This is a genomic window from Ruegeria marisflavi, assembly GCF_025673445.1.
In the GTDB taxonomy this organism is placed as follows: Bacteria; Pseudomonadota; Alphaproteobacteria; order Rhodobacterales; family Rhodobacteraceae; genus Ruegeria_B; species Ruegeria_B marisflavi.
In genome coordinates this window covers 93,698-117,712 of the sequence record NZ_JAOVQN010000009.1, presented here as the reverse complement: position 1 = coordinate 117,712, position 24,015 = coordinate 93,698, and the positions used below count along the sequence as shown (strand labels likewise).

20 protein-coding genes are annotated in these 24,015 nt (G+C 62.9%); 4 read left to right on the top strand and 16 right to left on the bottom strand.

What is annotated here, in order from left to right; all coding sequences use genetic code 11:
* Positions 1-18: 18 nt before the first annotated feature.
* On the bottom strand, positions 19-2,214 hold the full coding sequence (katG, locus tag OEZ49_RS10650; RefSeq protein ID WP_263388288.1) for a catalase/peroxidase HPI: 2,196 nt from the start codon (positions 2,212-2,214) through the stop codon (positions 19-21).
* A 220-nt stretch (positions 2,215-2,434) separates the two neighbouring features.
* Positions 2,435-4,087 carry a GMC family oxidoreductase gene (locus OEZ49_RS10645; RefSeq protein ID WP_263388287.1) on the bottom strand — a complete coding sequence of 551 codons (1,653 nt, stop codon included), beginning with the start codon at positions 4,085-4,087 and terminating at the stop codon, positions 2,435-2,437.
* A 103-nt stretch (positions 4,088-4,190) separates the two neighbouring features.
* Between OEZ49_RS10645 and OEZ49_RS10640 the strand changes: the two genes are divergently transcribed.
* Entirely contained in the window at positions 4,191-5,087 is an 897-nt protein-coding gene (locus OEZ49_RS10640) for a LysR substrate-binding domain-containing protein (RefSeq protein WP_263388286.1), read from the top strand.
* A gap of 245 nt (positions 5,088-5,332) precedes the next feature.
* The gene (locus OEZ49_RS10635; protein ID WP_263388285.1) at positions 5,333-5,791 is read left to right on the top strand and encodes a hypothetical protein; all 459 of its coding nucleotides are present in this window, start codon (positions 5,333-5,335) and stop codon (positions 5,789-5,791) included.
* A gap of 62 nt (positions 5,792-5,853) precedes the next feature.
* On the opposite strand, the gene OEZ49_RS10630 is transcribed toward OEZ49_RS10635, so the two are convergent.
* The 5 genes from OEZ49_RS10630 to gcvT form a co-directional block, all read right to left on the bottom strand.
* Entirely contained in the window at positions 5,854-6,705 is an 852-nt protein-coding gene (locus OEZ49_RS10630) for an FAS1-like dehydratase domain-containing protein (protein WP_263388284.1), read from the bottom strand.
* Between the two features lie 43 nt (positions 6,706-6,748).
* Complete coding sequence (locus tag OEZ49_RS10625; RefSeq protein WP_263388283.1) at positions 6,749-7,711, bottom strand: helix-turn-helix domain-containing protein; 963 nt, start codon at positions 7,709-7,711, stop codon at positions 6,749-6,751.
* A gap of 68 nt (positions 7,712-7,779) precedes the next feature.
* On the bottom strand, positions 7,780-10,638 hold the full coding sequence (gene gcvP, locus OEZ49_RS10620; RefSeq protein ID WP_263388282.1) for an aminomethyl-transferring glycine dehydrogenase: 2,859 nt from the start codon (positions 10,636-10,638) through the stop codon (positions 7,780-7,782).
* Positions 10,639-10,694: 56 nt separating this feature from the next.
* Positions 10,695-11,060, bottom strand: coding sequence for a glycine cleavage system protein GcvH (gene gcvH / locus OEZ49_RS10615; protein ID WP_263388281.1), 366 nt, complete (start codon positions 11,058-11,060; stop codon positions 10,695-10,697).
* Between the two features lie 114 nt (positions 11,061-11,174).
* Positions 11,175-12,272 carry a glycine cleavage system aminomethyltransferase GcvT gene (gene gcvT, locus OEZ49_RS10610; protein WP_263388280.1) on the bottom strand — a complete coding sequence of 366 codons (1,098 nt, stop codon included), beginning with the start codon at positions 12,270-12,272 and terminating at the stop codon, positions 11,175-11,177.
* A gap of 384 nt (positions 12,273-12,656) precedes the next feature.
* Here gcvT and OEZ49_RS10605 point away from each other — a divergent pair, with 384 nt between their 5' ends.
* The gene (locus OEZ49_RS10605; protein WP_263388279.1) at positions 12,657-13,271 is read left to right on the top strand and encodes a helix-turn-helix domain-containing protein; all 615 of its coding nucleotides are present in this window, start codon (positions 12,657-12,659) and stop codon (positions 13,269-13,271) included.
* 36 nt (positions 13,272-13,307) lie between these two features.
* On the opposite strand, the gene OEZ49_RS10600 is transcribed toward OEZ49_RS10605, so the two are convergent.
* From OEZ49_RS10600 to pcaQ, 9 genes are all read right to left on the bottom strand, one after another.
* Positions 13,308-13,685, bottom strand: coding sequence for a c-type cytochrome (locus OEZ49_RS10600; protein WP_263388278.1), 378 nt, complete (start codon positions 13,683-13,685; stop codon positions 13,308-13,310).
* A 38-nt stretch (positions 13,686-13,723) separates the two neighbouring features.
* Positions 13,724-14,242, bottom strand: a complete 519-nt coding sequence (locus OEZ49_RS10595) for a nitrous oxide reductase accessory protein NosL (RefSeq protein WP_263388277.1) — start codon at positions 14,240-14,242, stop codon at positions 13,724-13,726.
* Positions 14,239-15,060, bottom strand: a complete 822-nt coding sequence (locus tag OEZ49_RS10590) for an ABC transporter permease (RefSeq protein ID WP_263388276.1) — start codon at positions 15,058-15,060, stop codon at positions 14,239-14,241. Before OEZ49_RS10590 ends, OEZ49_RS10595 begins: the two co-directional genes overlap by 4 nt.
* Entirely contained in the window at positions 15,057-15,950 is an 894-nt protein-coding gene (locus tag OEZ49_RS10585) for an ABC transporter ATP-binding protein (protein ID WP_263388275.1), read from the bottom strand. The genes OEZ49_RS10590 and OEZ49_RS10585 overlap by 4 nt, the downstream gene beginning before the upstream one ends.
* Positions 15,940-17,196: a nitrous oxide reductase family maturation protein NosD gene (locus tag OEZ49_RS10580; protein WP_263388274.1), complete on the bottom strand. Its 1,257-nt coding sequence runs from the start codon at positions 17,194-17,196 to the stop codon at positions 15,940-15,942. Before OEZ49_RS10580 ends, OEZ49_RS10585 begins: the two co-directional genes overlap by 11 nt.
* Positions 17,197-17,199: 3 nt before the next feature.
* A complete protein-coding gene (gene nosZ, locus OEZ49_RS10575; RefSeq protein ID WP_263388273.1) occupies positions 17,200-19,107 on the bottom strand; it encodes a TAT-dependent nitrous-oxide reductase in 1,908 nt (635 codons plus the stop codon).
* Positions 19,108-19,121: 14 nt separating this feature from the next.
* The gene (locus OEZ49_RS10570) at positions 19,122-21,299 is read right to left on the bottom strand and encodes a NosR/NirI family protein (RefSeq protein WP_263388272.1); all 2,178 of its coding nucleotides are present in this window, start codon (positions 21,297-21,299) and stop codon (positions 19,122-19,124) included.
* Positions 21,290-21,751: a DUF2946 family protein gene (locus OEZ49_RS10565; RefSeq protein ID WP_263388271.1), complete on the bottom strand. Its 462-nt coding sequence runs from the start codon at positions 21,749-21,751 to the stop codon at positions 21,290-21,292. The genes OEZ49_RS10570 and OEZ49_RS10565 overlap by 10 nt, the downstream gene beginning before the upstream one ends.
* Before the next feature lie 67 nt (positions 21,752-21,818).
* Entirely contained in the window at positions 21,819-22,742 is a 924-nt protein-coding gene (gene pcaQ, locus OEZ49_RS10560) for a pca operon transcription factor PcaQ (RefSeq protein ID WP_263388270.1), read from the bottom strand.
* Between the two features lie 90 nt (positions 22,743-22,832).
* On the opposite strand from pcaQ, the gene pobA reads away from it, so the two are divergent.
* Positions 22,833-24,002 carry a 4-hydroxybenzoate 3-monooxygenase gene (pobA, locus tag OEZ49_RS10555; protein ID WP_263388269.1) on the top strand — a complete coding sequence of 390 codons (1,170 nt, stop codon included), beginning with the start codon at positions 22,833-22,835 and terminating at the stop codon, positions 24,000-24,002.
* Positions 24,003-24,015: the final 13 nt, after the last annotated feature.

The following is a 24,015-nucleotide window of genomic DNA, read 5'->3' as shown; positions in this document are numbered from 1 at the left end:
AGTTCGCTGCTACCGCATTCAGTTCAGATCGAACCGGTCGGCGTTCATAACCTTGGTCCAGGCCGCGACGAAGTCGGCAACGAAATCGCCTGCCGCGTCGTCCTGGGCATAGCGTTCGGCCAATGCCCGCAGTTGCGAGTTCGAGCCAAACACGAGGTCGACACGTGTCGCCGTCCAACGGGGCGCACCGGTCGCCCGGTCGCGACCCTCGTAAACGCCATCGCCGCTCGGCTTCCATTCGGTTCCCATATCGAGCAGGTTCACAAGGAAATCGGTGCTCAATACGCCGGGACGATCCGTCAGCACGCCATGCTTGGAGCCGCCGTGATTGGCGCCGAGAACACGCAGACCAGCAACCAGAACCGTCATCTCGGGTGCAGTCAGACCCAGCAGTTGCGCACGGTCCACAAGCATCTCTTCCGGAGACGTCCGCAGCTTGCGCGCCTGGTAGTTCCGGAACCCGTCCATGACCGGCTCCATCACAGCGAAGCTTTCGGCATCTGTCTGTGCGGCAGTCGCATCGCCACGGCCCGAGGCAAATGGAACTTCGACGTCGTGGCCACCGGCCTTAGCGGCCGCTTCGACAGCAGCAGAACCCGCCAGAACGATCAGGTCAGCCATCGACACCTGCTTGCCATCGGCACTGAAGGCCGACTGGATGCCTTCCAGAACTCCCAGAACTTTGGCGAGTTGCGCGGGTTCGTTCACCTCCCAGTCCTTTTGTGGGACCAGGCGGATGCGGGCCCCGTTCGCGCCCCCGCGCATGTCCGACCCGCGGAAGGTCGAGGCCGAGGCCCAGGCTGTCGAAACCAGCTCGGACACAGTCAGACCCGAGGCAAGGATCTTCTCCTTCAGCGCCTTGGCATCCGCTTCGCTGATTTCCGGGCCGGCTGGAATGGGATCTTGCCAGATCAACTCCTCGGCGGGAACTTCCTTACCCAGGTATCGAGCGCGCGGACCCATGTCGCGATGGGTCAGCTTGAACCAGGCGCGGGCAAAGGCGTCTGCAAAGGCCGCAGGATCCTCGGCAAAGCGCTTGGCATGCGGCGCCAGCTTGGGATGATATCGCAACGACAAGTCGGCAGTAGTCATCATCGGACGATGCTTTTTCGACGGGTCAAATGCATCTTCGACCATGTCCTCGTCTTCAACATTGGTGGCCAGCCAGATATTGGCCCCTGCAGGGCTTTTGGTCAGCTCCCAGTCGTATTTAAACAGGACCTTGAAATAACCCATGTCCCAGGTGGTCGGGTGCGGTTTCCACGCCCCTTCGATGCCCGAGGTGATTGCGTCTCCGGCCTTGCCCGACCCATGCGAGGACAGCCATCCCAGGCCCATCGCCTCGATCGGGGCCGCTTCGGGTTCGGGGCCGACCGCAGTGGCCGGGCCGTTGCCGTGCGCCTTGCCAAAGGTGTGGCCGCCAGCGACCAGCGCCACTGTCTCGGCCTCGTCCATCGCCATCCGCCCAAAGGTCTCGATCACGTCGTGGCCTGAGGCCACGATGTCAGGGTTGCCGTCCGGGCCTTCGGGGTTCACATAGATCAGACCCATCTGCACAGCGGCCAGAGGGTTCTCTAGGTCACGTGCACCGGAGTAACGGCTGTTGACCGTGTCGGAGGGGGCGAGCCATTCGCCTTCGGACCCCCAATAGATGTCCTCCTCGGGCTCCCAGATGTCAGCCCGGCCACCGGCAAACCCGAAGGTCTTGAAGCCCATCGATTCCAGCGCCACGTTGCCGGTAAGGATCAGCAGATCGGCCCAGGAGATCTTGTTGCCGTATTTCTTCTTGATCGGCCAGAGCAGGCGGCGCGCCTTGTCCAGGTTGCCGTTGTCCGGCCAGCTGTTCAGCGGGGCAAACCGCTGGTTGCCTGTGCTGCCGCCGCCGCGACCGTCGGCGGTGCGATAGGTGCCCGCCGCGTGCCAGGCCATGCGGATGAAAAGCGGGCCGTAGTGGCCGTAATCGGCGGGCCACCAATCCTGGCTGTCGGTCATCAGCGCAGTCAGGTCAGCCTTCAGCGCATCGAGGTCAAGCGACTTGAACGCCTCGGCATAGCTGAAATGCGCCCCCATCGGATCCGATTTGGACGAATGCTGGTGCAGCACCTTCAGGTTGATCTGGTTGGGCCACCAATGATGGTTGCGCATGCCTGTGCCTGCGGCTTGTCCGTGCATTACCGGGCACTGGCCCTCGGTGGGGGCGTCGTTTCCGTCCATGTCTGTCTCCAATCTGGGTTGAGCAAATCCTACTCGAACAAGTGGGAACGACATCCTTGTGACAGGACCGTTCCCACCTGTTTGACGGGATCAGGCTATCAAGTTGGATTGATCGGATTAAGTTCTATTTTCTGATACTTTCGATAATTTTACCCTATGGCAAGTTTCATAGGTCTCTCGGCCCCGTCATCACCCAAGGCCCAACCTATCCAAAGCGGGTTTATGCGGCTGCCGGGCAGCCCGCATTGTCTTCGATCACCATCCGGGCCGCCCGGGCCGCCAGCATCATCGTGGGCGCATTGGTGTTGCCCGACGTAACATTGGGAAACGCCGAGGCGTCGATGACACGAAGCCGCCCGATCCCATGCACCCGCAGCCGATTGTCCGTTACCGACACGTCCGGCCCGACACCCATGCGGCATGTGCAACTGGCATGGAAAACCGTTCCGGCACGTTGGCGGAAGTTCTCCAGCAAGACATCGTCATCCATCCCCAGAATGTCGGGGTCGCGCCGGGCGCGGGTCACTTGCCGCATTGTCGGCGACTGCGCCAGTCGTTGAAGCAAATGGCTGGCGGCAACGGCAGTTTGCTGGTCTTCCAACGTGGAAAGTGAATTGGGTTGGATGCGCGGTGCATCTGTTGGATCGGCTGACCTCAGTTTGATCCAGCCCCGGCTGGTGGGCCGACAGGGTTGAACGCACAAAAGAAACCCGTTGTCGCGGTCGACGCGTGGCGCCCCGTCCGGCAGGGTCGCATAGGTCGCCGGGTTGCAATACACCTGAACATCCGGGAAAGATGCGCCGCTGGTCCGAAGATACCCGCTCACCTGGTTCACGGGAACAGACAATGGCCCGCCGCGTGTCAGCAGATATTGCACCCCGGCGCGTAGCTGCCCTGTTCGTCGCCCGAGGATGCTGTTCAGTGTCGCCTCGTTAGCCCAGTAGTAGTGGGAAACAGCCAGGTGATCCTGTAACCCCCGTCCGACCTGCGGCTGGTCCAGGGTCACAGCGATACCGTGGGTCCTGAGATCAGCGGCGGGACCGATCCCCGACAACATCAGCAGCTTGGGCGAGTCGATTGCCCCTGCGCTCAGGATCACCTCGCGCCGGGCGCTGGTTTCCCGCATCTCGCCGTTCACGTGATATCGGACCCCGGTCGCCAATTTCCCTTGTGTCAGAATACGTTCGACGCGCGCACCGCTGACCACAGAGAGGTTGTGCCGCTTGGTTGCCGGCCGCAGGAATGCGTCGGCGGCGGACCATCGGCGCCCATTCCGGACCGTGGCGCGCATGTAGCCCATCCCTTCGTTCGGATGCTGGTTCTGACCCGCCGGTGCGCTGCCGTTGAGGTCCCCAAGGACAGGCCAGTTCAGGTCGCGGGCGGCGTCCAGGAAGTGGCGGCTGAAGGGGGACATCGCGTTCTTCAGATCGCTTACTACAACCGGGCCGGAGCCGCGCGAGGTTCCATCCGCTTCGACAACGGTTTCCAGCGCATCATAGGTTTCCTGAACGGTTTTCCAGTCCCAACCCGTTGCGCCGGCTTTGGCCCAATCGTCAAAGTCATGCGGCAGGCCACGCATGTATGCCATCGCGTTGATCGACGAAGACCCGCCAATGACCTTGCCGCGCGGCCAGTACCCAATGCGGTTCCCAAGGCCCGGATCCGGCTCGACCTGGTATTTCCAGTTCACCCGGGCATCGGAAAAGGTCAATCCGTAACCCATTGGCATTTTTATGAAAAACTTCTGATCACTGCCGCCGGCTTCGATCACCTGCACGGTGAATCGCCCGCATTCGGTCAGTCGGTCGGCGAGGACACAGCCTGCCGAACCGGCGCCGACAATGATGAAATCGAATTCCGGCGCCTTGGTCATGGTCGGTTTTTCCGCGATTTTTCAAGGCAATTTCCAAGGAGGAAATAGACAAATCAAACGATGTGTTTTACGTCTGAGACCAAATCTGAGTTGAAGCTTGCCCATGCCCGCCCTGCCCCATGTGACCTGGCTCAAGTCCTTTGAAGCCGCCGCGCGGCATAGCAGTTTTTCCTCTGCCGCGGCGGAGCTGAATCTAACGCCCGCTGCTGTCAGTCAGCAAATTCGCCTTTTAGAGCAACACCTTAAAACACAACTGTTCCAACGCCTGCCACGCGGGGTCAAGCTAACAGATATCGGGCTGGCCTATGCCCAGACAATCCGCAAGAGCTTTGACGAGATGGCCGTCGCGACCGACGGATTGTTCGGCAAGCAGCGCAAGCGCGAGGTCCGGGTGCGGGCCGCGATTTCAAGCGCGACGCTGGTCATCGCGCCGCATCTGGCCGCGTTCCAGACTGCACATCCGGACGTAATTGTCCGTTATGTAACCTCGATCTGGGCCGATCGGTTCGATTTGTACAATCTGGATCTGGATATTCGCTGGGGTCTGGGGAGCTGGGATGAACCGCTGGTTCAGCATCTGGGTCACGAATCTGCGGTGCCGGTCTGCCATCCCGCCTTTGCTGCGGCCCTGGGCGGGGCGCCGGATATCGCGGCGCTGGCCCGGTCACAGGTGGTGCAGATCATCGGTTCGGAAACCGACTGGCGAAAGCTGTCGGAATTGCACGGTCTGGACCTGGGCCCAACCGCCGACTGGATGTTTGCCGACAGTTCGCTGAGCGCGCTTCAGATTGTGAGCGCGGGCACCGGCGTGACCATGGTGCTGGAGAGCTTTGCCCGCCCCTATCTGGAGCGGGGCCAATTGATCGCGCCGGTCGAGTGCAAACTGCCTAAACGCAGGGCGCACTACCTGGTGACCCGTGACGAGGCGGCCCAGCGTGACGAGGTGCGCCAGTTCACGGCCTGGATCACCGGACTTTACCGAGACCTGTTGTCAGAATAGGGCGGCATCCGGCAATTGAGGTCAAACACACTGGCTACACATGTTGACCTGGCATTCGCGCGAACCGGACTATTGTATGCGGTGCCTGACAAAGCTGCCTTTGACGAGAAGGCAGCGAAAAGGTTCCGACGGTATGACCGCTGTGTGCACGGCATTGGATCTCCCGATCGCATTTGGAGTATCGCTGGTAACCGGGGTCAGGTAAGCTTGCAAAGCTGGTTTTGGCCTCCCGACGAGGATGAAGAATGTTCCGTATCGTTTTATGCGCCGCAGCTGTCTTGGTGCCTCAGTACCTGATTGCGTCAGAGAAAGTGTCAGCAACAAATTTCTATGTCGTCAAACAAGAGCAAATTCCGGCGGGAGAGAACGTTTTCTGGAAAGAGGACAACTACGGAACTTACACGATTCACGAAGGATCAATCGACGCTGGGTTTGTTCGTTGCGTCGGTTCGGGGTTCGGTGGTCCCGGAGGTATCACCGGTGGTGGCGTCTGTGTGTACGGAGCGCACGAGGACACGTTCACCATGAGATGGGAAGTTGTCAGTTTTGGTTTCAACAAGTGGCAGATCGTTTCCGCCACCGGCAAATACTCAGGGATGACTGGAAGCGGAACCACCAGGACACGCGTGGCGTCGCAATTCATGGCACTCCCGCACCGAATTTCCGACTGGGAAGGCGAGGTTAACTTGCCCACCAAGGACTGATACTCTAGGCCGTGCCGGAAGACCCTGACGAACCGGTACATTGAGCCGCTTTCGCTGCGAGATCATGCGATTGTGGCACGTGCCTGCATGGCCAAAGCGCCATCGTGCCGCCGGGCCCAGAGGCGAAAGGTCTTGCCATCCGCCTCAGCCGCGCCATGCACCGAGAAATCGGTGGTATCGAACACGGTCGACATGGCACGGAACTCGAAGCTCTCCACGATGGCCTCCGGTTTCTCGCGGCGCAGCAGGTCCAGCAGCAGCGTGGCCAGGAGCGGGCCATGCACGACCAGCCCCTCATAGCCTTCGGTCGTGACACAGAACGGTTGGTCATAGTGGATGCGGTGGCCGTTGAAGGTGAGTGCCGAATAGCGGAACAGCATCACCGGATCGGGGTGGATATCGCGGGCGAAATCCCAGCTGTCGGGAGCGGCAGGCGGCGGCGGCACCGGGACAGAGGGGCGCGGCGCCTCGCGGTACACGATGTCGTGCTCTTCTTCGACGCAGAGAGTTTCATTGTCGAACACCTGATGCCCGACGGTGACAAAGACAAGCTGGCCCGTGCGCCCCTCTTTCGGCGCGACCGAGCGGACCGTGGAGACTTTGCGCAACGCGTGCCCGATCCGCAGCGGTTCGATGAACCGCAACCGGCTGCCGGCCCACATACGGCGCGGCAGAGGCACCGGCGGCAGGAAGCCGCCAAGGGCGGCGTGCCCGTCATATCCGGCGTCGGAAAGTTTGTAGATGGGCAGGAAATGCAGCCAGTGCCAGAGCGGCGGCAGATGCGATCCGTCGACATACACGGGATCGTCACGATTCAGGGTCGCCGCCAGGGCATTGGCGGGAAAGGGGGCGATGCGTTCGCTGCGGGTCTCGCTCCGCCCGATCCAGGCGGTCAGGTCCAGTGTCTCGGTCATGGCCGAAACTTGTGCTGATCGGCGCCATGGCTGTCAACGGGGATCAGGTGGCGCCGCGAAATGCCTGCTGTCTGAGGGTCTGCGGGCTGACACCATATTCCTTGCGCACCCAGCGGGCGAGGTTCGAATGGGTGCCAAACCCGGTGGCCAGAATGATCTCGGACAGGGGCAGGCTGGTCTGGACCAGCAATTGCTGTGCCCGTTCGATCCTGAGCGCCCGGTAGATGGTCAGCGGCCCATCGCCGATCAGATCGAGAAACCGGCGTTGCAGCTTGCGGGTGGACACCCCCTGATGCCGAGCCAATTCACCGATCTTCAGCGGCTTTTCGATATGGGCCTGCATCAGCGACAGGCAGTTGTCGATCAGCCGGTCGCCGCGCGCCTTGTGCAAAAACCCAAGCGACAGGCGACTGTGCCGGTTGGGCTGGGTCTGTTTCAGGCCAAGATAGGTGCCAAGCGCATGGGCGGCAAAGGCACCGTGATCCTGCGCGATCAGTTCCAGTATGACCGGCAAGGCGGCAAAGGCGCTGATGGCGGTGGAAATGCAGCCGTTCCGGGTTGTCAGATCGGACCCATCGCCGCAATCCAGCCCCTCTTCCCGGGCAGAGGCAGAGAAGTTGGGGTGAACCGCAATGGCCCGGCCCTGCGCCAGCCCGGTATCACCCAACAGGAACACCGCGCCGCCGATCAGTACGGTGCGCGGGGCCAGCGACAGGATACGGTGGATCCGGGCGGAGTCCTTGTCGGCGACGGGCCATCTCTTGTGGATGTCGCCCAGGAAGATCACCGTACGGCGCTGCCACTTGCGCGGGTCGCCGCCCGGTTGGGCGGAGAGCCGGTGCACCGAGATGCGATAGGGCTTGCCCGGGAGGATCTCGTTGGCGGCCCGGAAAAGATCGGCCAGCATTCTGGCCGAAGAGGGCGCGGCGCCCTCGGGCAGGATGATGTCGATATGCCTGGGCGGCTCGGGCAGGCCAGTGGCCCCGGTGGATGCGCAACAGGTCACATAGCCCTCCCTCTTGCGTCTGGCCGCGCCTGTCTGGGACGGGCGCGGCCGACTTTGGCTGTCTCGCCTTATTCGGCGGCTTCCTCATAGGCGCTCATCGGCGGGCAGGTGCAGATCAGGTGACGGTCGCCATAGGCGTTGTCCACCCGGTTGACTGCGGGCCAGTACTTGTCGACGCCCAAATTGCCCGGAGGGAAACACGCCTGTTCGCGGCTATAGGGCCGGTCCCAGTCCCCCACCAGATCGCGCACCGTGTGAGGGGCGTGTTTCAGCGGGTTGTTCTGGGGGTCGATCGTGCCATCGATGATATCCTGCGCCTCGCCCCGGATCGACAGCATCGCCTCGCAGAACCGGTCGAGCTCTTCCTTGGGCTCGGATTCGGTCGGTTCCACCATCAGGGTGCCCGCCACCGGCCAGCTCATCGTCGGCGCGTGAAAGCCGCTGTCGATCAGGCGCTTGGCTACGTCATCCACCGTCACGCCGCCCTCGTCGTTCAGCGGGCGGGTGTCGAGGATGCATTCATGCGCCACCCGACCGGTTTCCGAGGTGTAGAGGATCGGATAGGCGTCCTTGAGCCGGGCCGCGATATAGTTGGCGTTCAGGATCGCGACCTTGGTGGCCTGGGTCAGACCGGCGCCCCCCATCAGCAGCACATAGGCCCAGCTGACCGGCAGGATCGAGGGCGACCCGAAGGGCGCGGCCGAGACCGGACCAACAGCTGTACCGTATTCCGGGTGGCCGGGCAGATGCTCGGCCAGATGCGCCTTGACCCCGATCGGACCCATGCCGGGACCGCCGCCGCCATGCGGGATGCAGAAGGTCTTGTGCAGGTTCAGGTGGCTGACGTCGCCGCCAATGTCACCCGGACGCGACAGGCCGACCATGGCGTTCATGTTGGCCCCGTCGATATAGACCTGGCCGCCATGTTCATGGGTGATGTCGCAGACCTCTTGCACGGTGGTTTCGAAAACACCGTGGGTCGAGGGGTAGGTGATCATGCAAGCCGCGAGATTATCCGAATGCTCGATGGCGCGGGCGCGGAAATCGGCGACGTCGATGTTGCCCTTGTCGTCGGATTTGATCGGCACGACCTTCCAGCCGACCATCTGGGCCGAGGCCGGGTTGGTGCCATGCGCCGAGGTCGGGATCAAGCAGACGTTGCGGTGTCCCTGGCCGTTGGCGACGTGATAGTTGCGGATGGTCAGCAGGCCCGCATATTCGCCCTGCGCACCCGAGTTGGGCTGTTGGCTGATCGCGTCATAGCCAGTGATCTGGCACAGCTTGTCGTTCAGATCTGCGATCATCTCGTGATAGCCTTGCGCCTGATCGTCCGGGACGAAGGGGTGCAGGTTGCCGAACTCGGGCCAGGTGACCGGGATCATCTCGATCGTGGCATTGAGCTTCATCGTGCAGGATCCCAGCGGGATCATGGCGCGGTCGAGCGCCAGGTCGCGGTCGGCCAGACGGCGCATATAGCGGGTCATCTCGGCCTCGGCCCGGTTCTTGTGAAAGATCGGGTGGGTCAGATAGGGGCTTTCCCGCAGCGCATAATCCGGCAAGTGATAGCTGCGATTGGCGACGCTGTCGTCCTTTTTGTCGATACCAAAGGCACCCCAGACCGCCTCGATAGTCTCGGCGCGGGTCTGCTCATCGAGCGAGATACCGATCCGGTCTTCGCCGACCTTGCGCAGGTTGACGCCCCGGGCGACGGCGGCCTCCATCACGGTTTTCTGGAGCGGGCCGACCTCGACGGTGATGGTGTCAAAGAACACTTCCGGTTCCACTTTGAACCCGGCCTCGACCAGACCGTCCACCAGGCGCGAGGTCTTGCGGTGCACCGATTGCGCGATGGCCTTGATTCCGTCAGGGCCGTGATAGACGGCATACATCGAGGCGATGACGGCCAGCAGGGCCTGTGCCGTGCAGACGTTCGAGTTGGCCTTTTCCCGGCGGATGTGCTGTTCACGGGTCTGAAGCGCCAGGCGGTACGCCTTGTTGCCACGTGCGTCGATGCTGACGCCGATGATCCGGCCCGGCATCGCACGCTTGAGCTTGTCGGTCGTCGCCATATAGGCGGCGTGCGGTCCGCCGAACCCCATCGGAACGCCGAACCGCTGGGTCGAGCCGATGGCGATATCGGCGCCCATTTCGCCCGGGCTTTTCAGCAGGGCCAGCGACAGGATGTCGGCGGCCACGATGGCGATGGCGTTATGTTCGTGCAGCGCCGCGATTTCCTTGGTGAAGTCGCGCACATGTCCATAGGTGCCCGGATACTGGAAGATCGCACCGAATACGGCGCCGGCCTCCAGCTCGTCAGGGTCGGCGACCTTGACGTCGATGCCCAGAGGTTCGGCGCGGGTCTTGATCACTGCGATGGTCTGCGGGTGGCAATTCTTGTCGACGAAGAAGGCGGCATTGTTGGCCTTGGACCGACCGCCGCGCTGTGCCATGGTCATCGCTTCGGCGGCGGCGGTGGCCTCGTCCAGAAGCGAAGCATTGGCCACGTCGAGCCCGGTCAGGTCGCTGACCATGGTCTGGAAGTTCAACAGCGCTTCAAGCCGGCCCTGGCTAATTTCCGGCTGATAGGGGGTATAGGCGGTATACCAGGCCGGGTTTTCCAGGATGTTGCGCAGGATCGGCGCCGGGGTGGTGGTGCCGTAATAGCCCTGGCCGATCAGCGAGGTCAGAACCTTGTTCTTCGAGGCCACCTGTTTCATGTGATAGAGCGCGTCGCGCTCGGTCATGGCCGGACCCCAGTCCAGCGCCTCTTTCTGCCGGATCGACGGCGGCACGGTGGCGTCGATCAGCTGGTCGAGCGTCTTGAAGCCGATCACCTGCAACATATCGGCCATCTCGCGCGGGCTGGGCCCGATGTGGCGGCGGTTGGCGAAATCGTAGGCTTCGTAGTCGGTGAGTTTGAAGGCCATGGCTCTGGGTCCTCGTCAGGCGGTGGGAGCCGCCGGCAAGGCCGGCGGCCGGCGGCTTAGCCGATCATGTCTTTATAGGCGGCGAGATCCATCAGCCCGTCAAGCTGCGACGCATCGCTGAGCTTGATCTTGTAGATCCAGGCGTCGCCCTCGGGGCTTTCGTTCAGGGCGCCGGGATTGTCGGCCAGTTCCTCGTTCACCTCGACCACTTCGCCATCGACGGGAGCATAGATCTCGGAGGCGGCCTTGACCGACTCGATCACGCCGATCTCGTCGCCCTGGGCAAATTCGTCACCGGCCTCTTTCTGTTCGATGAAAACCACCTCGCCCAGCTGGTCGGCAGCGTGTTTGGTGATGCCCAGCGTGGCGATCTCGCCCTCGACGCTGAGCCATTCGTGGTCTTCGGAGTAGTAGATGGTCATGTTTGTCGATCCTTCGGATGGTGTATTTCGGCTGCGGCGGGCGCGGGCAAGGTTTTGGAAAACCTTGTGGACAAAGCCTTAGTCAAGGCTTTGTACCCCTGCCTCTGGCAGGGGCTAGCGTTTGTAATTCTGCGCGACGAAAGGCAGCGCGACAATTTCGGCAGGCTGGGCCTTGCCCCGGATGATCAGGTTGACCTTGTCGCCCGGCGCCGCATGGGCGCTGGCGACATAGCCCATTGCCACCGGCGCGCCGACCGTGGGGCCGAAGCCGCCCGAGGTGATCTCGCCGATGGTCTCGCCGCCAGGGTTCTGGATCTCCACATGCTGGCGGGCGGGTGCGCGACCTTCGGGCTTGATGCCGACCAGCTTGCGTGGGGCGCCTTCGGCGATTTCCTTCAGGATGCGCTCGGCGCCAGGAAATCCGCCTTCTTCGCGGCGCCGTTTCTGGATTGCCCAGAGCAGGCTGGCCTCGATCGGCGAGGTGCCGTTGTCGATGTCGTTACCGTAAAGACAAAGCCCCGCCTCCAGCCGCAGGCTGTCGCGGGCGCCCAGACCCGCAGGCTCGCAATCCTCATGCGCCAGGAACAGGCGCGAGATTCGGATCGCCTCGCCTTCGGGGATCGAGATCTCGTATCCGTCCTCGCCGGTATAGCCCAGCCGCGAGATGCGGCATTCGACACCGTCAATCTCGCCCAGCATCGTCTCCATGAACTTCAGGTCGCGCGCGGCGGGGCAGAGGCGGCCCACCACATCCTCGGCACTGGGGCCCTGCACCGCGACCAGCGCGCGGTCGAAGATCTCGGTCACCTCGACCCCGTCCAGATTTGCAGCCATGTGCGGAATGTCCTGATGGCGCAGCGCCGCGTTCACCACCACAAAGAAATACTCCCCGGCATTCGACACGATCAGGTCATCCATGATGCCGCCCTGGGCATTGGTGAAGAAACCATAGCGCGCCTTGCCCTCGGGCAGGGTCGAGAACACCTGCGGGCAGAGCTTTTCCAGTTTGGCGCCGATATCTTCCCCGCGCAGGATCACCTGCCCCATGTGACTGACATCGAACAGCGCCGCTTTTTCGCGGCACTGCTTGTGCTCGCCCATGATCCCCATCGGGTATTGCACCGGCATCTCCCAACCGGCGAAATCCACCATCTTGCCGCCAAGCTCGACATGCAGGTCATAGAGCGGGGTGCGTTTGGGCGTGTCAGTCATGATCTGGTTTGTCCTTGAGCTCGCGCAGGGCACGCAAAGGGAAAGGGTTGCCGCTCCGCCGATCCCCATGCCGAAGGGAGAGGAGGAGAAAAGCTTTGACACGGAGATGTCGGCGGAGCGGCAAGGCGGAAAGAGGGGGAGGCGGGGCGCGAAACCGACACATGGCAAGAACCACGGCACATTTCACCGATCAGTGTCGCAAGTGGCAGGCCCACCGGATCCCCCCTGAGTTTCGCTGTGCGCCCGGTCTGTATTCCATCGCGCACAATCTTGATGTCTCGTATAGGAAACTTTTCCCTTATTGGCAACAAAAGATTTGATTTGGAAAATTCGAATACGTTAGGGTTATGGGGTAGATCAACCGCCGAAATCAGGGGAATGCGCATGGAGCCGGTTCAGACAGAAGACGAAGGCCTGAGCATCGAGGGGTTGGAAGCGCCCGATGGCGAAACCCTTGGCCGCATGATTCGCGAGGCACGCAAGGACAAGGGCATGACCTTGGAGGAGGTCGCGCGCGCCGCCGCCATCGGGCGGTCGACCCTGTCGAAGATCGAGAACAACCAGACCCGCGCCAGTTTCGACATCATCCGCCGCCTGATGCAGGCGCTGGAACTGGAGACGCCGCAGCTTTTCGTGCAGTCGGGCAAGAGCGACATTTCCGGACGCCGCGATTTCACCCGCAAGGATCAGGGCGAGCATCAGGTTACCCGCACCTATGATCATGAACTCTTGTGCACCGAACTGACCAGCAAGCGGATGCTGCCCTATATCAGCACGATCAAGGTCCGCGATGTCAGCGAGTTCGACACCTGGGTGCGCCACCGGGGCGAAGAGTTCATGTTCGTGCTGAGCGGCGAACTGACGCTCTATACCGAACACTATCGCCCCTTGCAGATGAAGGCGGGCGACAGTGTCTATTACGACAGCGGCATGGGGCATGGCTGCGTCTCGACCAGTGACGAGGACGCGCGCGTTCTCTGGGTCTCGCTGGACGGTTGACGCGAGCGGCAGGCAGGCCCGCCGCCCGGTGACCGGTCAGAAGCCTTGCAGGTAGGCGATGACGTTTTCGATCTCGTCTTCCTTCTTGAGCCCGGCAAAACTCATCTTGGTGCCGTTCATGAAGTCCTTGGGCTTTGTCAGGAAGGCGGACAGGTTATCCTCGTCCCAGACCAGACCGCCAGCTGCGGCTTCGGTAAGGGCGTCGGAGTACTTGAAGCCTTCGACCTGACCGGCGGCTGCTCCGACGATACCGTTCAGCTGCGGCCCGACCTTGTTGGCCGCGCCTTCGCCAACCGCATGGCAGGCCTTGCATTTGTTGAAGACTTTCTTGCCCTTGTCGGCATCGCCATCGGCAAGCGCTGGCATGGCCAGCGTCGCTGCCAGCGCCGTCAGGATCAGTCTGGATTTGAGCATCTATCTCTCCTTCTTGGTTGAGGTTGAACTTTTCTAGGTTACACCGGGTTTTGCAAGGTCTGGTTCAGATCGACCGGCCCCAGCACCTCGGCCTCGGGAATGGCGTCGAGCGACAGGATACGGCCACCATAGCGCGCGACAAAGGCCTCGGCCGCCGTCTGATCGGCAAAAGGTACGAGTTCCGGCGCGCCCATGCCACCGGCGACGCCCGCGCCGACGACAAATAAAGCTGTATTGGCAGGGGTCCAGTTCATCGGACCCGGTTCCGCCCAGCTGACGGCCGCCCCCATGTCACTGACATAAACGGCGGTAATCTCGGCATCGCGTTCGGGGCTTTTCAGATAGGTGACCAGATCGCGGACCTGAGCGAAAAAGATCGGGGCTGGATATCCATCGAGATGGATCTGCCCCTTGGGCCCGCCATGTTCGGCCACGTTCATCTGACAGAAGTAGCTGAGCGCGGCCTCGGTCAGCTCCACCGGGGCGGGCGGCGCCTTGGCCTCTTCCTCCTTGCAGGCAGCAAGGGCGACCAGGGCAATGAGCGCAAGTGTCCTCATGGCTCGACCCTCCGGAACGCGGCCCAGGCCAGGACAAACCCCAGGACTGGCCAGACCAGCAGCGACACCGGCGCGGCCCAAACCGGCAGCGCCTGTGCGGCGCCGGTCATACCCGAGGCCATGGCGACCCCATCGGTTGCGGCGATGTTCCACAAACGGAAAGCGTCGGCCGGGTTGGCCACCATCACCCACGGGAAGACGGAACGGGTGAAGGTACCGCCCTGATCCATGACCACGGCCCCCAACAGCCCCAGGTCATAAAGGACGACAAAGACCAGCCAGAGCCCGGCCGACAGACCTGCCGCAGCCGTAGCGCCCCGTGCCAGGGCCGACAGCAGGTATCCAAGCGCCAGGAACACGGCGCCCAACAGGATCGAGGTGAGGATGAGACGCAGAAGCGCCATCAGGCTTTCGGGTCCTGCCCCACCGAACCAGGCGGCCACCGCACCTGCGGTGCCAAAGCCCACGGTCATGGCAAAGGCCAGCGCGGCCAGGTGGGCGGTGAACTTGCCGAGCAGGATCTCGCCGCGACCCGAAGGATAGGACAGCAGAAGCGCCAGGCTGCCCCTGTCCACATCGCCCGCGATGGAGTCGAAAGAGATCATCAGCGCCAGCAGCGGTGCGAGATAGACGCTGAGCGTCGTCATCGAGGCGACCGAGACGGTCAGCATATCCACGCCCAGCGTGCCGGTGGGCGCGCTGCCGGCGAATGTCAGGGCCAGCGCGAACAGCACCATGATCAGCGTCGCCACCAGCAGCCAGCGGTTGCGGCGCAGGATCAGCATTTCGGCCCGAGTGATGGCAAGAAAGCGGGTCATTGGACGGTCTCCCTTGCATAGTGGCGGTAGAGGTCTTCGAGCTTGGGCGGTGTCATCTCCAGATCGGCCACCGCCTCGCCCATGGCGGCGATGCGGCGCAGCGCCTCCATCTTGTCCGCGGGCAAACACAGGAGTTCGACCGAGGCGCCGTTGATGCGGTTGCCGCCCAGCCGGGCGGCCAGCGCATCGGCGTTTTCCCGCGCCCTGATCCGCAAACGGATCGGCAGGCCCGCCAGCGCCGACAGGTTGGCCAGCGTGTCGTCGGCCACCTTGACCCCCTTGCGCAGGATGGCGATGCGGTCGGTGCGGGCCTCGACCTCGGTCAGGGCGTGGCTGGCGATCAGCACCGCCGCCCCCTGCCCTGCCAGCTCGTCGATGATGGCATAGAGATCCTGCCGCGAGATCGGGTCCAGTCCGGATGTCGGCTCGTCCAGCAGCGCCACGCGGGGTTTGCCCAGTAGTACCTGCGCCAGGCCCAGCCGCTGCCGCATCCCCTTGGAGTAGGTGCCGATGCGGCGATCCAGGGCGTCGGCCAGCCCGACCCGTTCCAGCAGTCCGGGCACATCGGCCCGTTCGCCCGACAGGCGGGCAAAGAGCGTCAGTTGCTCGCGCCCGGTCAGGGCCGGGTGGAAAGACACCGCCTCGGGCAGATAGGCGGTATCGCGGCGGGCCTGCGCGCTGCCGGGGGTGGCAGTGCCGATGCGGATCGTGCCGCCATCGGTCGGGGTCAGGCCGAGTATGGTCTTGATCAGCGTCGATTTGCCGGCGCCGTTATGGCCCAGCAGCGCCACGCGCTCGCCGGGGGCGACATGCAGGGAGATATCGCTCAGAACGCGGGTTGGCCCGCGATCCTTGCATAGGGTTTCGATGGTCAGGGCCTTATCCGTCATGAGGCACCTTTTTCAGAGCTGGGGGTTCAGGGGCTTTGATCAGGGCGTGGCTGTCGATCACGCCGCCGGGCAGAAGGGCCGGAAATGCGGATTGCGACCAGCGCACCAGCTGCACGGCGGGGGAGCCGAGCAGCAACTTGGCTGCGGGTTGGGTCCACAGCACATGGTCCATGCTATCGTTGGGGCGATAGGGGGCGTCGGCGATGCCGTCGCCGTTGACGTCATAGGCGGCAAAGTCGGACCAATAGTTGCCGCGCCCGTCCTCGGACCACTCGACCCATTTGGTCGAGACATATTTGACCTGGGTCCGGTTTCCGACAAAGGCGTTGCCGACGATCCGGTTCCGCTCGGACCCGGCGGTGAAATGGATGCCGATGCCGCAGCCTTCGAACCAGTTGTCGGTAAACTCGTTCTTGTTGGCATTGTAGAGGAAAGTGCATTTCTCTTTTGCCCCCTTCACCACATTGCCCGAGATCACGCTGTCATTGGCATAGTTCAGCATGACCCCGTGTTCGCGGTCGCCGATAGAGACGTTGTCGACCACCTTGACCCGGCTGGTGAACATCACCGCATAGCCCAGATCGTTGCCGATCGAGACATTGCCCGTGACCTCGGAGTTGTCGGCATACATGTAATGCACGGCAAAACGCAGATCGCGGAACAAGTTGTTGCGAAAGATGTTGCGGCGCGAGGAGTTCACGAAGATACCGTCGCGCCCGTATTGGATATCGTTGCCCTCGACCACCGCGCCGGGGGCGTTCCAGACATAGACGCCGTTGCCGCGCGCGTTCATGAGGCGGTCCTGGCGGCCTTCGATCCGGTTGCCTTTCACCCGCGCATCCTTGGCGCCGTGGATATCGACGCCGTAAAGATTGCCGATCAGCACGTTGTTTTCCACTACTGGCGCGCGGGCGGTCTTGGTCAGCTGGATACCGCTGTCGATTCCGTCATGGTCCGAGCCCGAACCGATCACGGTGAGCCCGCGCAGGGTCACACCGGGGCCGGTCACGGTGATCACGCTGCCCGCACCCTGTCCGTCAATGGTGGCCTGCCCCATCCCGTCAAGCGTGACGGGCCGGGACAGGACCAGGGTTTCGGCATAAATGCCGGGCGCCAGGCGGAGGGTGTCACCATCCGCCGCCTGGGCCAGTGTTTCAGAGATGGCCCCCGCCCGGTTGGGCACGTCCCAATCCGCCGCCCAAAGAGGCGTGGCAAAAAGAGACGCGATCAGCAGGGGCCAGCGCATGATTTATGCTCCCCGCGGCTCGACAAACATCCGGCCGCGCATTTCCATGTGCAGCGCGTGGCAGAACCACTGGCAATAGAACCAGTGCACGCCAGGGCGGTCGGCAATGAAGGTCACCGAGGCGGTCGCCTGCGGCGCCACTTCCATCGCGATGCCAAAGTTGGCCATGCACAGCCCGTGGGTCACATCATCCACATCGTCGAGGTTGGTGACATAGATTGTTACCTCGTCGCCCTGCTTAACCGTGAACTTCTCGAGGCTGAAGGTCGGCGCTACGGAAGTCATGTAGACCCGCACCTTGTTACCGTCGCGGATCGGCTCCTCGGCACCTTCCTCCAGGTCGACGCCGTCGGCGGCGGCCTGCTGGCGGGCGTCTTCCCACATCGGGTCGTTGCGATCCCAGACATTGACCGGGTTCACCTTGGACCGGTGCACGATGATGCTGTCATGCGGCTCGGCAAAGGTCGGGCCGTCATGCACCACCTTCATCTTGTCGCCAGAGATGTCGATCAGCTGTTCGTTTTCTGGCTTCAAGGGGCCAACATTCAGGAACCGGTCCTTCGAGAACTTGTTCATCGAAATGAGCCATTTGCCGTCGGCCTCGGCGGTTTCACCCATCGAGGTCGAGTTGTGGCCCGGCTGATACTGCACATCGACCTTGTCGAGGATCGGGTCGACATCGGCGCCGGCATAGGCTTCGATCGCCTTCTGGATATCCCACTTCACCACCTGGCTGTCCAGGAACAGGGTGGTATAGGCGTTGCCCTTGTTGTCGAACGCAGTGTGAAGCGGCCCAAGACCCAGCTGCGGTTCGGCCACGATGGCCGAGCGCGGATCGGCATTCTCGGTGAACAGCGCATCGACCTTTTCGACGTCGATCACCGAGACGGTGGGCGACAGCTTGCCGTTGATCATGATGTGGCGCTTGTCGGGGGCGGCGTTACAGCCATGCGGGCTGTTGGGGATCGGGATATAGCGGGTATAATTGTTGCCTGCGCCCTTGCGCCCGTCGACAACCTTGACACCGTTCAGCTCCTGATAATCGCCCGCGGCGATGCCGGCCTCGATTTCCTTGAGGTTGAACACGACCACATGGTCCAGCTCGTTCTCGGTCATCTCGGCCAGGTTCATGCCCATTTCCGAGTTGTACGAGGTCGAGAAGGCGTATTTGCCCTGATAATCGCAATCGGTGTTGTCGAGGTTGCCCGACACGATCACCTGCCAGGCGATTTCCATGCTGTCACCGTCGATGGCGGTGAAGATGTTCACATACTTGTCGGGCTCATCCAGGATCTTGCCGTCATTGACCAGCGGCGCCTCATGCTCGCCATTGGCAAAGACATAGCCGGTGCGCGGGAATTTCTGCGGACGCAGGCCGTGGATGTCATGCGCATTGGGGATCTCGATGATCTTGTCGCATTTCATCACGTCGCAGCGGACGCGGGCAACCCGGGTGTTGGCCTTGTCGTTCATGAACAGGTAACGGCCGTCATAGGTGCCATCGGTGAACGACATATGCGGGTGGTGCAGGTCGCCGTTGTCATAGGTCTTCTTGCCGTTGGCGGCCAGGTATTGCTTGGTCTCGGGCAGCAGGCCCTCGGTCAGCACCTTGAGCGACTCGTTGGTCTGGCCCCAGCCGGTGGCCGAGCAGCGGTTGAACACCGGCACCCGCATCAGCTCGCGCATCGAGGGGATGCCCAGGATGCGCAGCTCGCCGGTCTGGCCCGAGGACCAGAAGCCGTAATATTCGTCCAGCTCGCCGGGTTCGAGATTGGCCTTGGCGGCGGCAGAGGCCTCGCGCGCGGTCATCAGGGTGGCACCCAGCCCGGTGCTGGCGAGAACGGCCCCGGTAGCTGTCGCGCCCAACAGGCCGCGGCGGGTGACGCTCAGGTTGTTTTCGTGGTCCGACATGATCGTTCCTCCTTTCAGGAAGCTTCTTGCGGTTTGGCGTTTGGATGGTTCGCCGGTGGGTGTCCGAGGTTCAGTTTCGGATCGACCGTCCCTGTGCGCGCCCGCCGCTTGATCTGGCGGATGACGACGGGGCATTTGGCCTCGGACTGATAGAGCACCTGGCAATGCAGGCAGGTGATGCATTCGTTCGGGTTGATCTCGCCCGTGGGGTGGATCGCCTGAACCGGGCATTCGTTGGCGCAGGTCTGGCAGGGGTTGCCGCAATCCTTGTAGCGGCGCAGCCAGTCGAACATGCGGATGCGGGCGGGGATCGCCAGTGCCGCGCCCAGCGGGCAGAGATAGCGGCAATAGAACCGTTCGATGAAAAGTCCGATCAGCAGGAGCAGCAGCGCAAACACCACAAACGGCCAGTCGCGCATGAACTTGAGGATGATCGCGGTCTTGAACGGTTCGACCTCGGCATAGGTTTCGGCCAGCGGGATCGAGACAAAGCTGAGACCGAAAAGACCCAGGAAGATCATGTATTTGATCGGCCAAAGCCGCTCGTTCAGCCCCCAGGGCAGGGTCCATTGCGGCAGGCGAAGGGCACGGGCGACCTTGTTGGTCAGCTCTTGCAGCGCGCCAAACGGGCAGAGCCAGCCGCAATAGGCGCCCCGGCCCCAGAAGATCAGCGCGGCGGCCACGGCGAACCACTGGATAAAGACCAGCGGGTCGAGCAGGAAGGCGTCCCAGCTGAAGCCCGTGCGCAGGCTACCAGCCAGCGCCATCAGGTTGACGACGCTCAGCTGGGCATTGGCGTACCAGCCGATGAACAACAGCGTCACGGTCAGATAGGCGATGCGGAACCAGTAGAAGACGCGGGCGTTCATCGTGGCCTGGAACTGGAAGAAGAAGGTCGCGGTCAGTAGCAGCAGCATCGCGCTCAGGATGCCGATTTCGACGGTGCGGTCTCTCCAGATCCGTTGCCACAGTGCGGCCTTGGCGGCGGCTTCGTCACCTGCATCCTCAACCACCGCAGGGGCGGCGGCGGGAAGCAGGAAGCGTTCCGGCAGGCGGTAGCCCAGATCGAAGGTCAGAAAGCTTTTCTCAACCGCGCCCACGGCGCGCTGCACCAAGAGTTGCAGGCGGAAGGGGGCGGCTGGGTCGAACTCGGCATCGGCGGGGATCTTGAAGAGGTCAAGTTCCGAGAACGCAGGCGCATCCTCGGCCGCGACCGTTCCCAGTCGGCGTTGCTGGCGATCGAAGAAGCGCACCGCGCTGTCGCCCTGAATCAACTGGATCCGGTCGAAGATCCCGCCGCGCACATAGCCCGATCCCTTGAAGCTGTAAGCGCCGCGCCCCAACACCAGAATAGCCTGCTCACCGGGCTCTAACCAATTGACTAGGTTTGCATATTCCGCCTCTCCCAGCAGGGTGCGGCCGATCTCGGGCACCGAGACCAGCGCCAAGTGCATGTCGATGAACGTATCCTCGGGCGCGCCCGGTTCGGGGCGTTTGATGGCGCGGGCGTCGCCGGTGGCCTCAAAGGCCGCGTTGACCTGCCCGATGTCCAATGTCATCCGCCGGACCGAGCCGTCGCCCGACAGGGTGAACCAGCCACTGGTCCCGGTCTGTCCCATGTCGATCTCGCGGCGCGGGCCTTCGGGGGTGGCGGGCGAAAGGCCGCCCAGCCCCAGCGCGCGGGCCACCTTGAGCCCTGCGCGCACCAGGCTGTCGTCGATCACCATGATGGTGACGGTGGCGCCAGAGATGATGTCGAGATCATGCCCCTCGCCACCGGTCTCGGCCTCGCGTTTCAGGTCGAGACCCTTGTAGCCTTCGGTCAGGGCGACCATTTTCGAGTTGGGAATACCAATAAGAACAATGGGTTCCGAGTGCGCTACCAGTTTAACGCCGGTCAGAATGGCATCGGCGTCGATGGCCGCGACCACGTGAATGGGCTTGCCCGAATAGCCGGTCGTGCCGACAAAGTCAGAGGTCAGGAAGGCCCAGGCGACAGGCTCGCCGCCCTTGAGCACGGGGGCGACCTTTACATCCTCGCGCACCGGGCCAAAGGCGTCGGCGCCGGGGGCGAGGTCGGATGGGGCGATATCGGGAAGGAAGCTGGCCAGGCTGTCGGCGCGGGCGGTGACCGCCAGCAAGCAGGACAGGGAAAGAACCAACAGGAATTCAGCTGCGCGTTTCAGGACCATGGCGCACCTCCGGTATTTTGGATTGACGCCAGGACCGCGCGGGGGGCGCGGGCAATTCTATCTTGGGCCGCGACCGGGGGGCCGCGGGTTTCGGGCCGCAAACGAGGCGTTTTGACCGTTTCGTACAGCGGTTTCAGGGCCCATTGACCGTTTTGTACACCTTGGAACAAAGCCATGACGGGCAGATCGGGCAGCGGGGCCGGACCGGTCAGGGCGCAGAGCGCGCAGTCGGCGCAACGGGGGCAAGGCGCGTTCCGGTCAGGTGTTTCGCCCTCGGTCACCTGAACCCAGACCGCGCCGCCTTCGGAACAGATCTCGATCCAGTTGCCCTGCCCGGCCTGTGCCAGTTGCGGCGCCACCAGTTGCAGCACCATGAGCAGGATCGCGGCACAGCCCGTCAGCGCGCGCAGGGCGCGGTGGGACAGGTTTGCGGATCTGTGCCGACGGGACATGGGGACTCCGACTCGGGGTTTACGGTTGTTCCGAGTTCTAGAAGCCGGGGCGGCCCGCAGACTTGACTTAGGTCATGTGTGCCGATTTTCCTGCCAGAACGTTGGTGACCGCCAGGGCAAAGAGTTGCCGAACCGGGGTTTCGGGATGGTCGGGCCGGGTCATCAACCCGACCGGCCCCTGGGTCAGCTCGGTGCGGAAGGGCAGCGCCACCAGACGGCCCTCGGCGATTTCGTTGGCGACCACCCCGCGCGAGATGATCCAGACGCAATCGGATTGCCTTGTGTGCACCCGGCCAAACGCGCCCGAGACGGTTTCCAGACGGTTCGGAAACTCCCCCACCCCGTTGGCGATCAGGAACTGTTCGACCAGCGGCCGGATGGCCGCACCTGCGGGCGGGTAGATCACCGGCCAGTCGGCAACCCGGCGCAGATCGGGGTCGGACAAGAGCGGGTGGCCCGGGCGCACCACGAACACCACCTGTTCGTCATAGAGCTGGGTAAAGGAAATCCCCTGCATGGTGTCCGAGGGGCCGATGCGGCCGATCACCAGATCAAGCTCTCCCACCCGCAACCGTTCGGTCAGGTAACCATGCGGCCCGTCGAGGATACGCAGCAGTGCGTTGGGCGCGAGACGGGCGAATTCGGTCACCACCAGCGGCATCAGGTGGGCCGCCACGCTGGGCAGGGCGCCGACCGACAGCTTGTCCTTTTGCCTGCGGCCTTCCAGCTCGATCCCGTCGAGCCCCTGTTGCAGGCTGGCGATCGACATCCGGGCGAAATGCAAGAAGACCTCGCCCGGGCGCGTCAGGTCCACGCCCGAGCGGCTGCGCCGCATCAGGGTGGTACCGACGATCTCTTCGAGCTCTTTCAGCGTCTTGGACATGGCCGGTTGGGTCAGGAACAGTTTCTCGGCGGCGGTCTTGAGGCTGCGTTCGCGGGCAATCTCGACGAAACACTGGATGTGCCGGAACTTGATGCGTCGGTCGATCATTTACTTTCCAGTATTGATAATCAAGTGGCATGATAACTCATTTTACATGTCCATTCCAATCATTCACCCTGCGTTCGGGGAGGATTTGCCATGCGGGTTCAGGTTGTCATCATCGGTGGGGGGCCATCGGGGCTGCTGTTGGGGCAGCTGTTGCACCAAAAGGGCATCGACACGCTGGTGCTGGAGCGCAAGACCCGCGACTATGTGCTGGGCCGCATCCGGGCCGGGGTGCTGGAGGTGGGTTTCGTCAACCTGATGCGCGAGGCGGGCGTGGCCAAGCGGATGGAGCGCGAAAGCTTTATCCATGGCGGCACGGTGATCTCTTACGAGGACATGCAGTTCGGCATCAATTTCGAGGCGCTGACGGGCAATCACGTCGTGGTCTATGGCCAGACCGAGGTGACCCGCGACCTCTATGATGCACGCGCGGCGGTCGGGGCCAAGACCGTGTTCAAAGCCGACCATGTCGAGATACACGGGGCCGACAGCGACGCGCCCCATGTCACCTATCAGGTGGACGGCACCGAGCACCGCGTCGACTGCGACTATGTGGCGGGTTGCGACGGGTTCCACGGGATCAGCCGCCAGGCGATCCCGCTGACGGTGCGGCGGGAATACGAAAAGGTCTATCCCTTTGGCTGGCTGGGTATCCTGTCGGAGACGCCGCCGGTGAATGACGAGCTGATCTATGCCGGGTCGGATCGCGGGTTCGCTCTTTGTTCGATGCGCAACGCCAACCTGAGCCGGTACTACATCCAATGTTCGCTCTCGGACCATGCCGAGGACTGGACCGATGCGGCGTTCTGGCAGGAGTTGAAACGGCGCATTCCGGCAGAGGCGGCGGAACGGCTGGTGACCGGCCCGTCGATCGAGAAATCCATCGCGCCGCTGAGGTCGTTCGTTTGCGAGCCGATGCGCTGGGGGCGGCTGTTTCTGTGCGGGGATGCGGCGCATATCGTGCCGCCGACCGGGGCCAAGGGGCTGAACACCGCGGCGAGCGATATCCATTACCTCTATCACGCGCTGGTGCAGGTCTATGAAACCGACGAGACCGAGGGCATCGACCGCTATTCGGAAAAGGCGCTGGCGCGGGTGTGGAAGACCCAGCGGTTCAGCTGGTGGATGACCACCCTGCTGCACCGGTTCCCGCATCAGTCGGAGTTCGACCTGAAGGTTCAAAAGGCCGAGATCGCATTCCTGCGCGACAGCCGGGATGCGCAGACGGTGCTTGCGCAGAACTATGTCGGTCTGCCCTATTAGGCCGCAGCGGAAA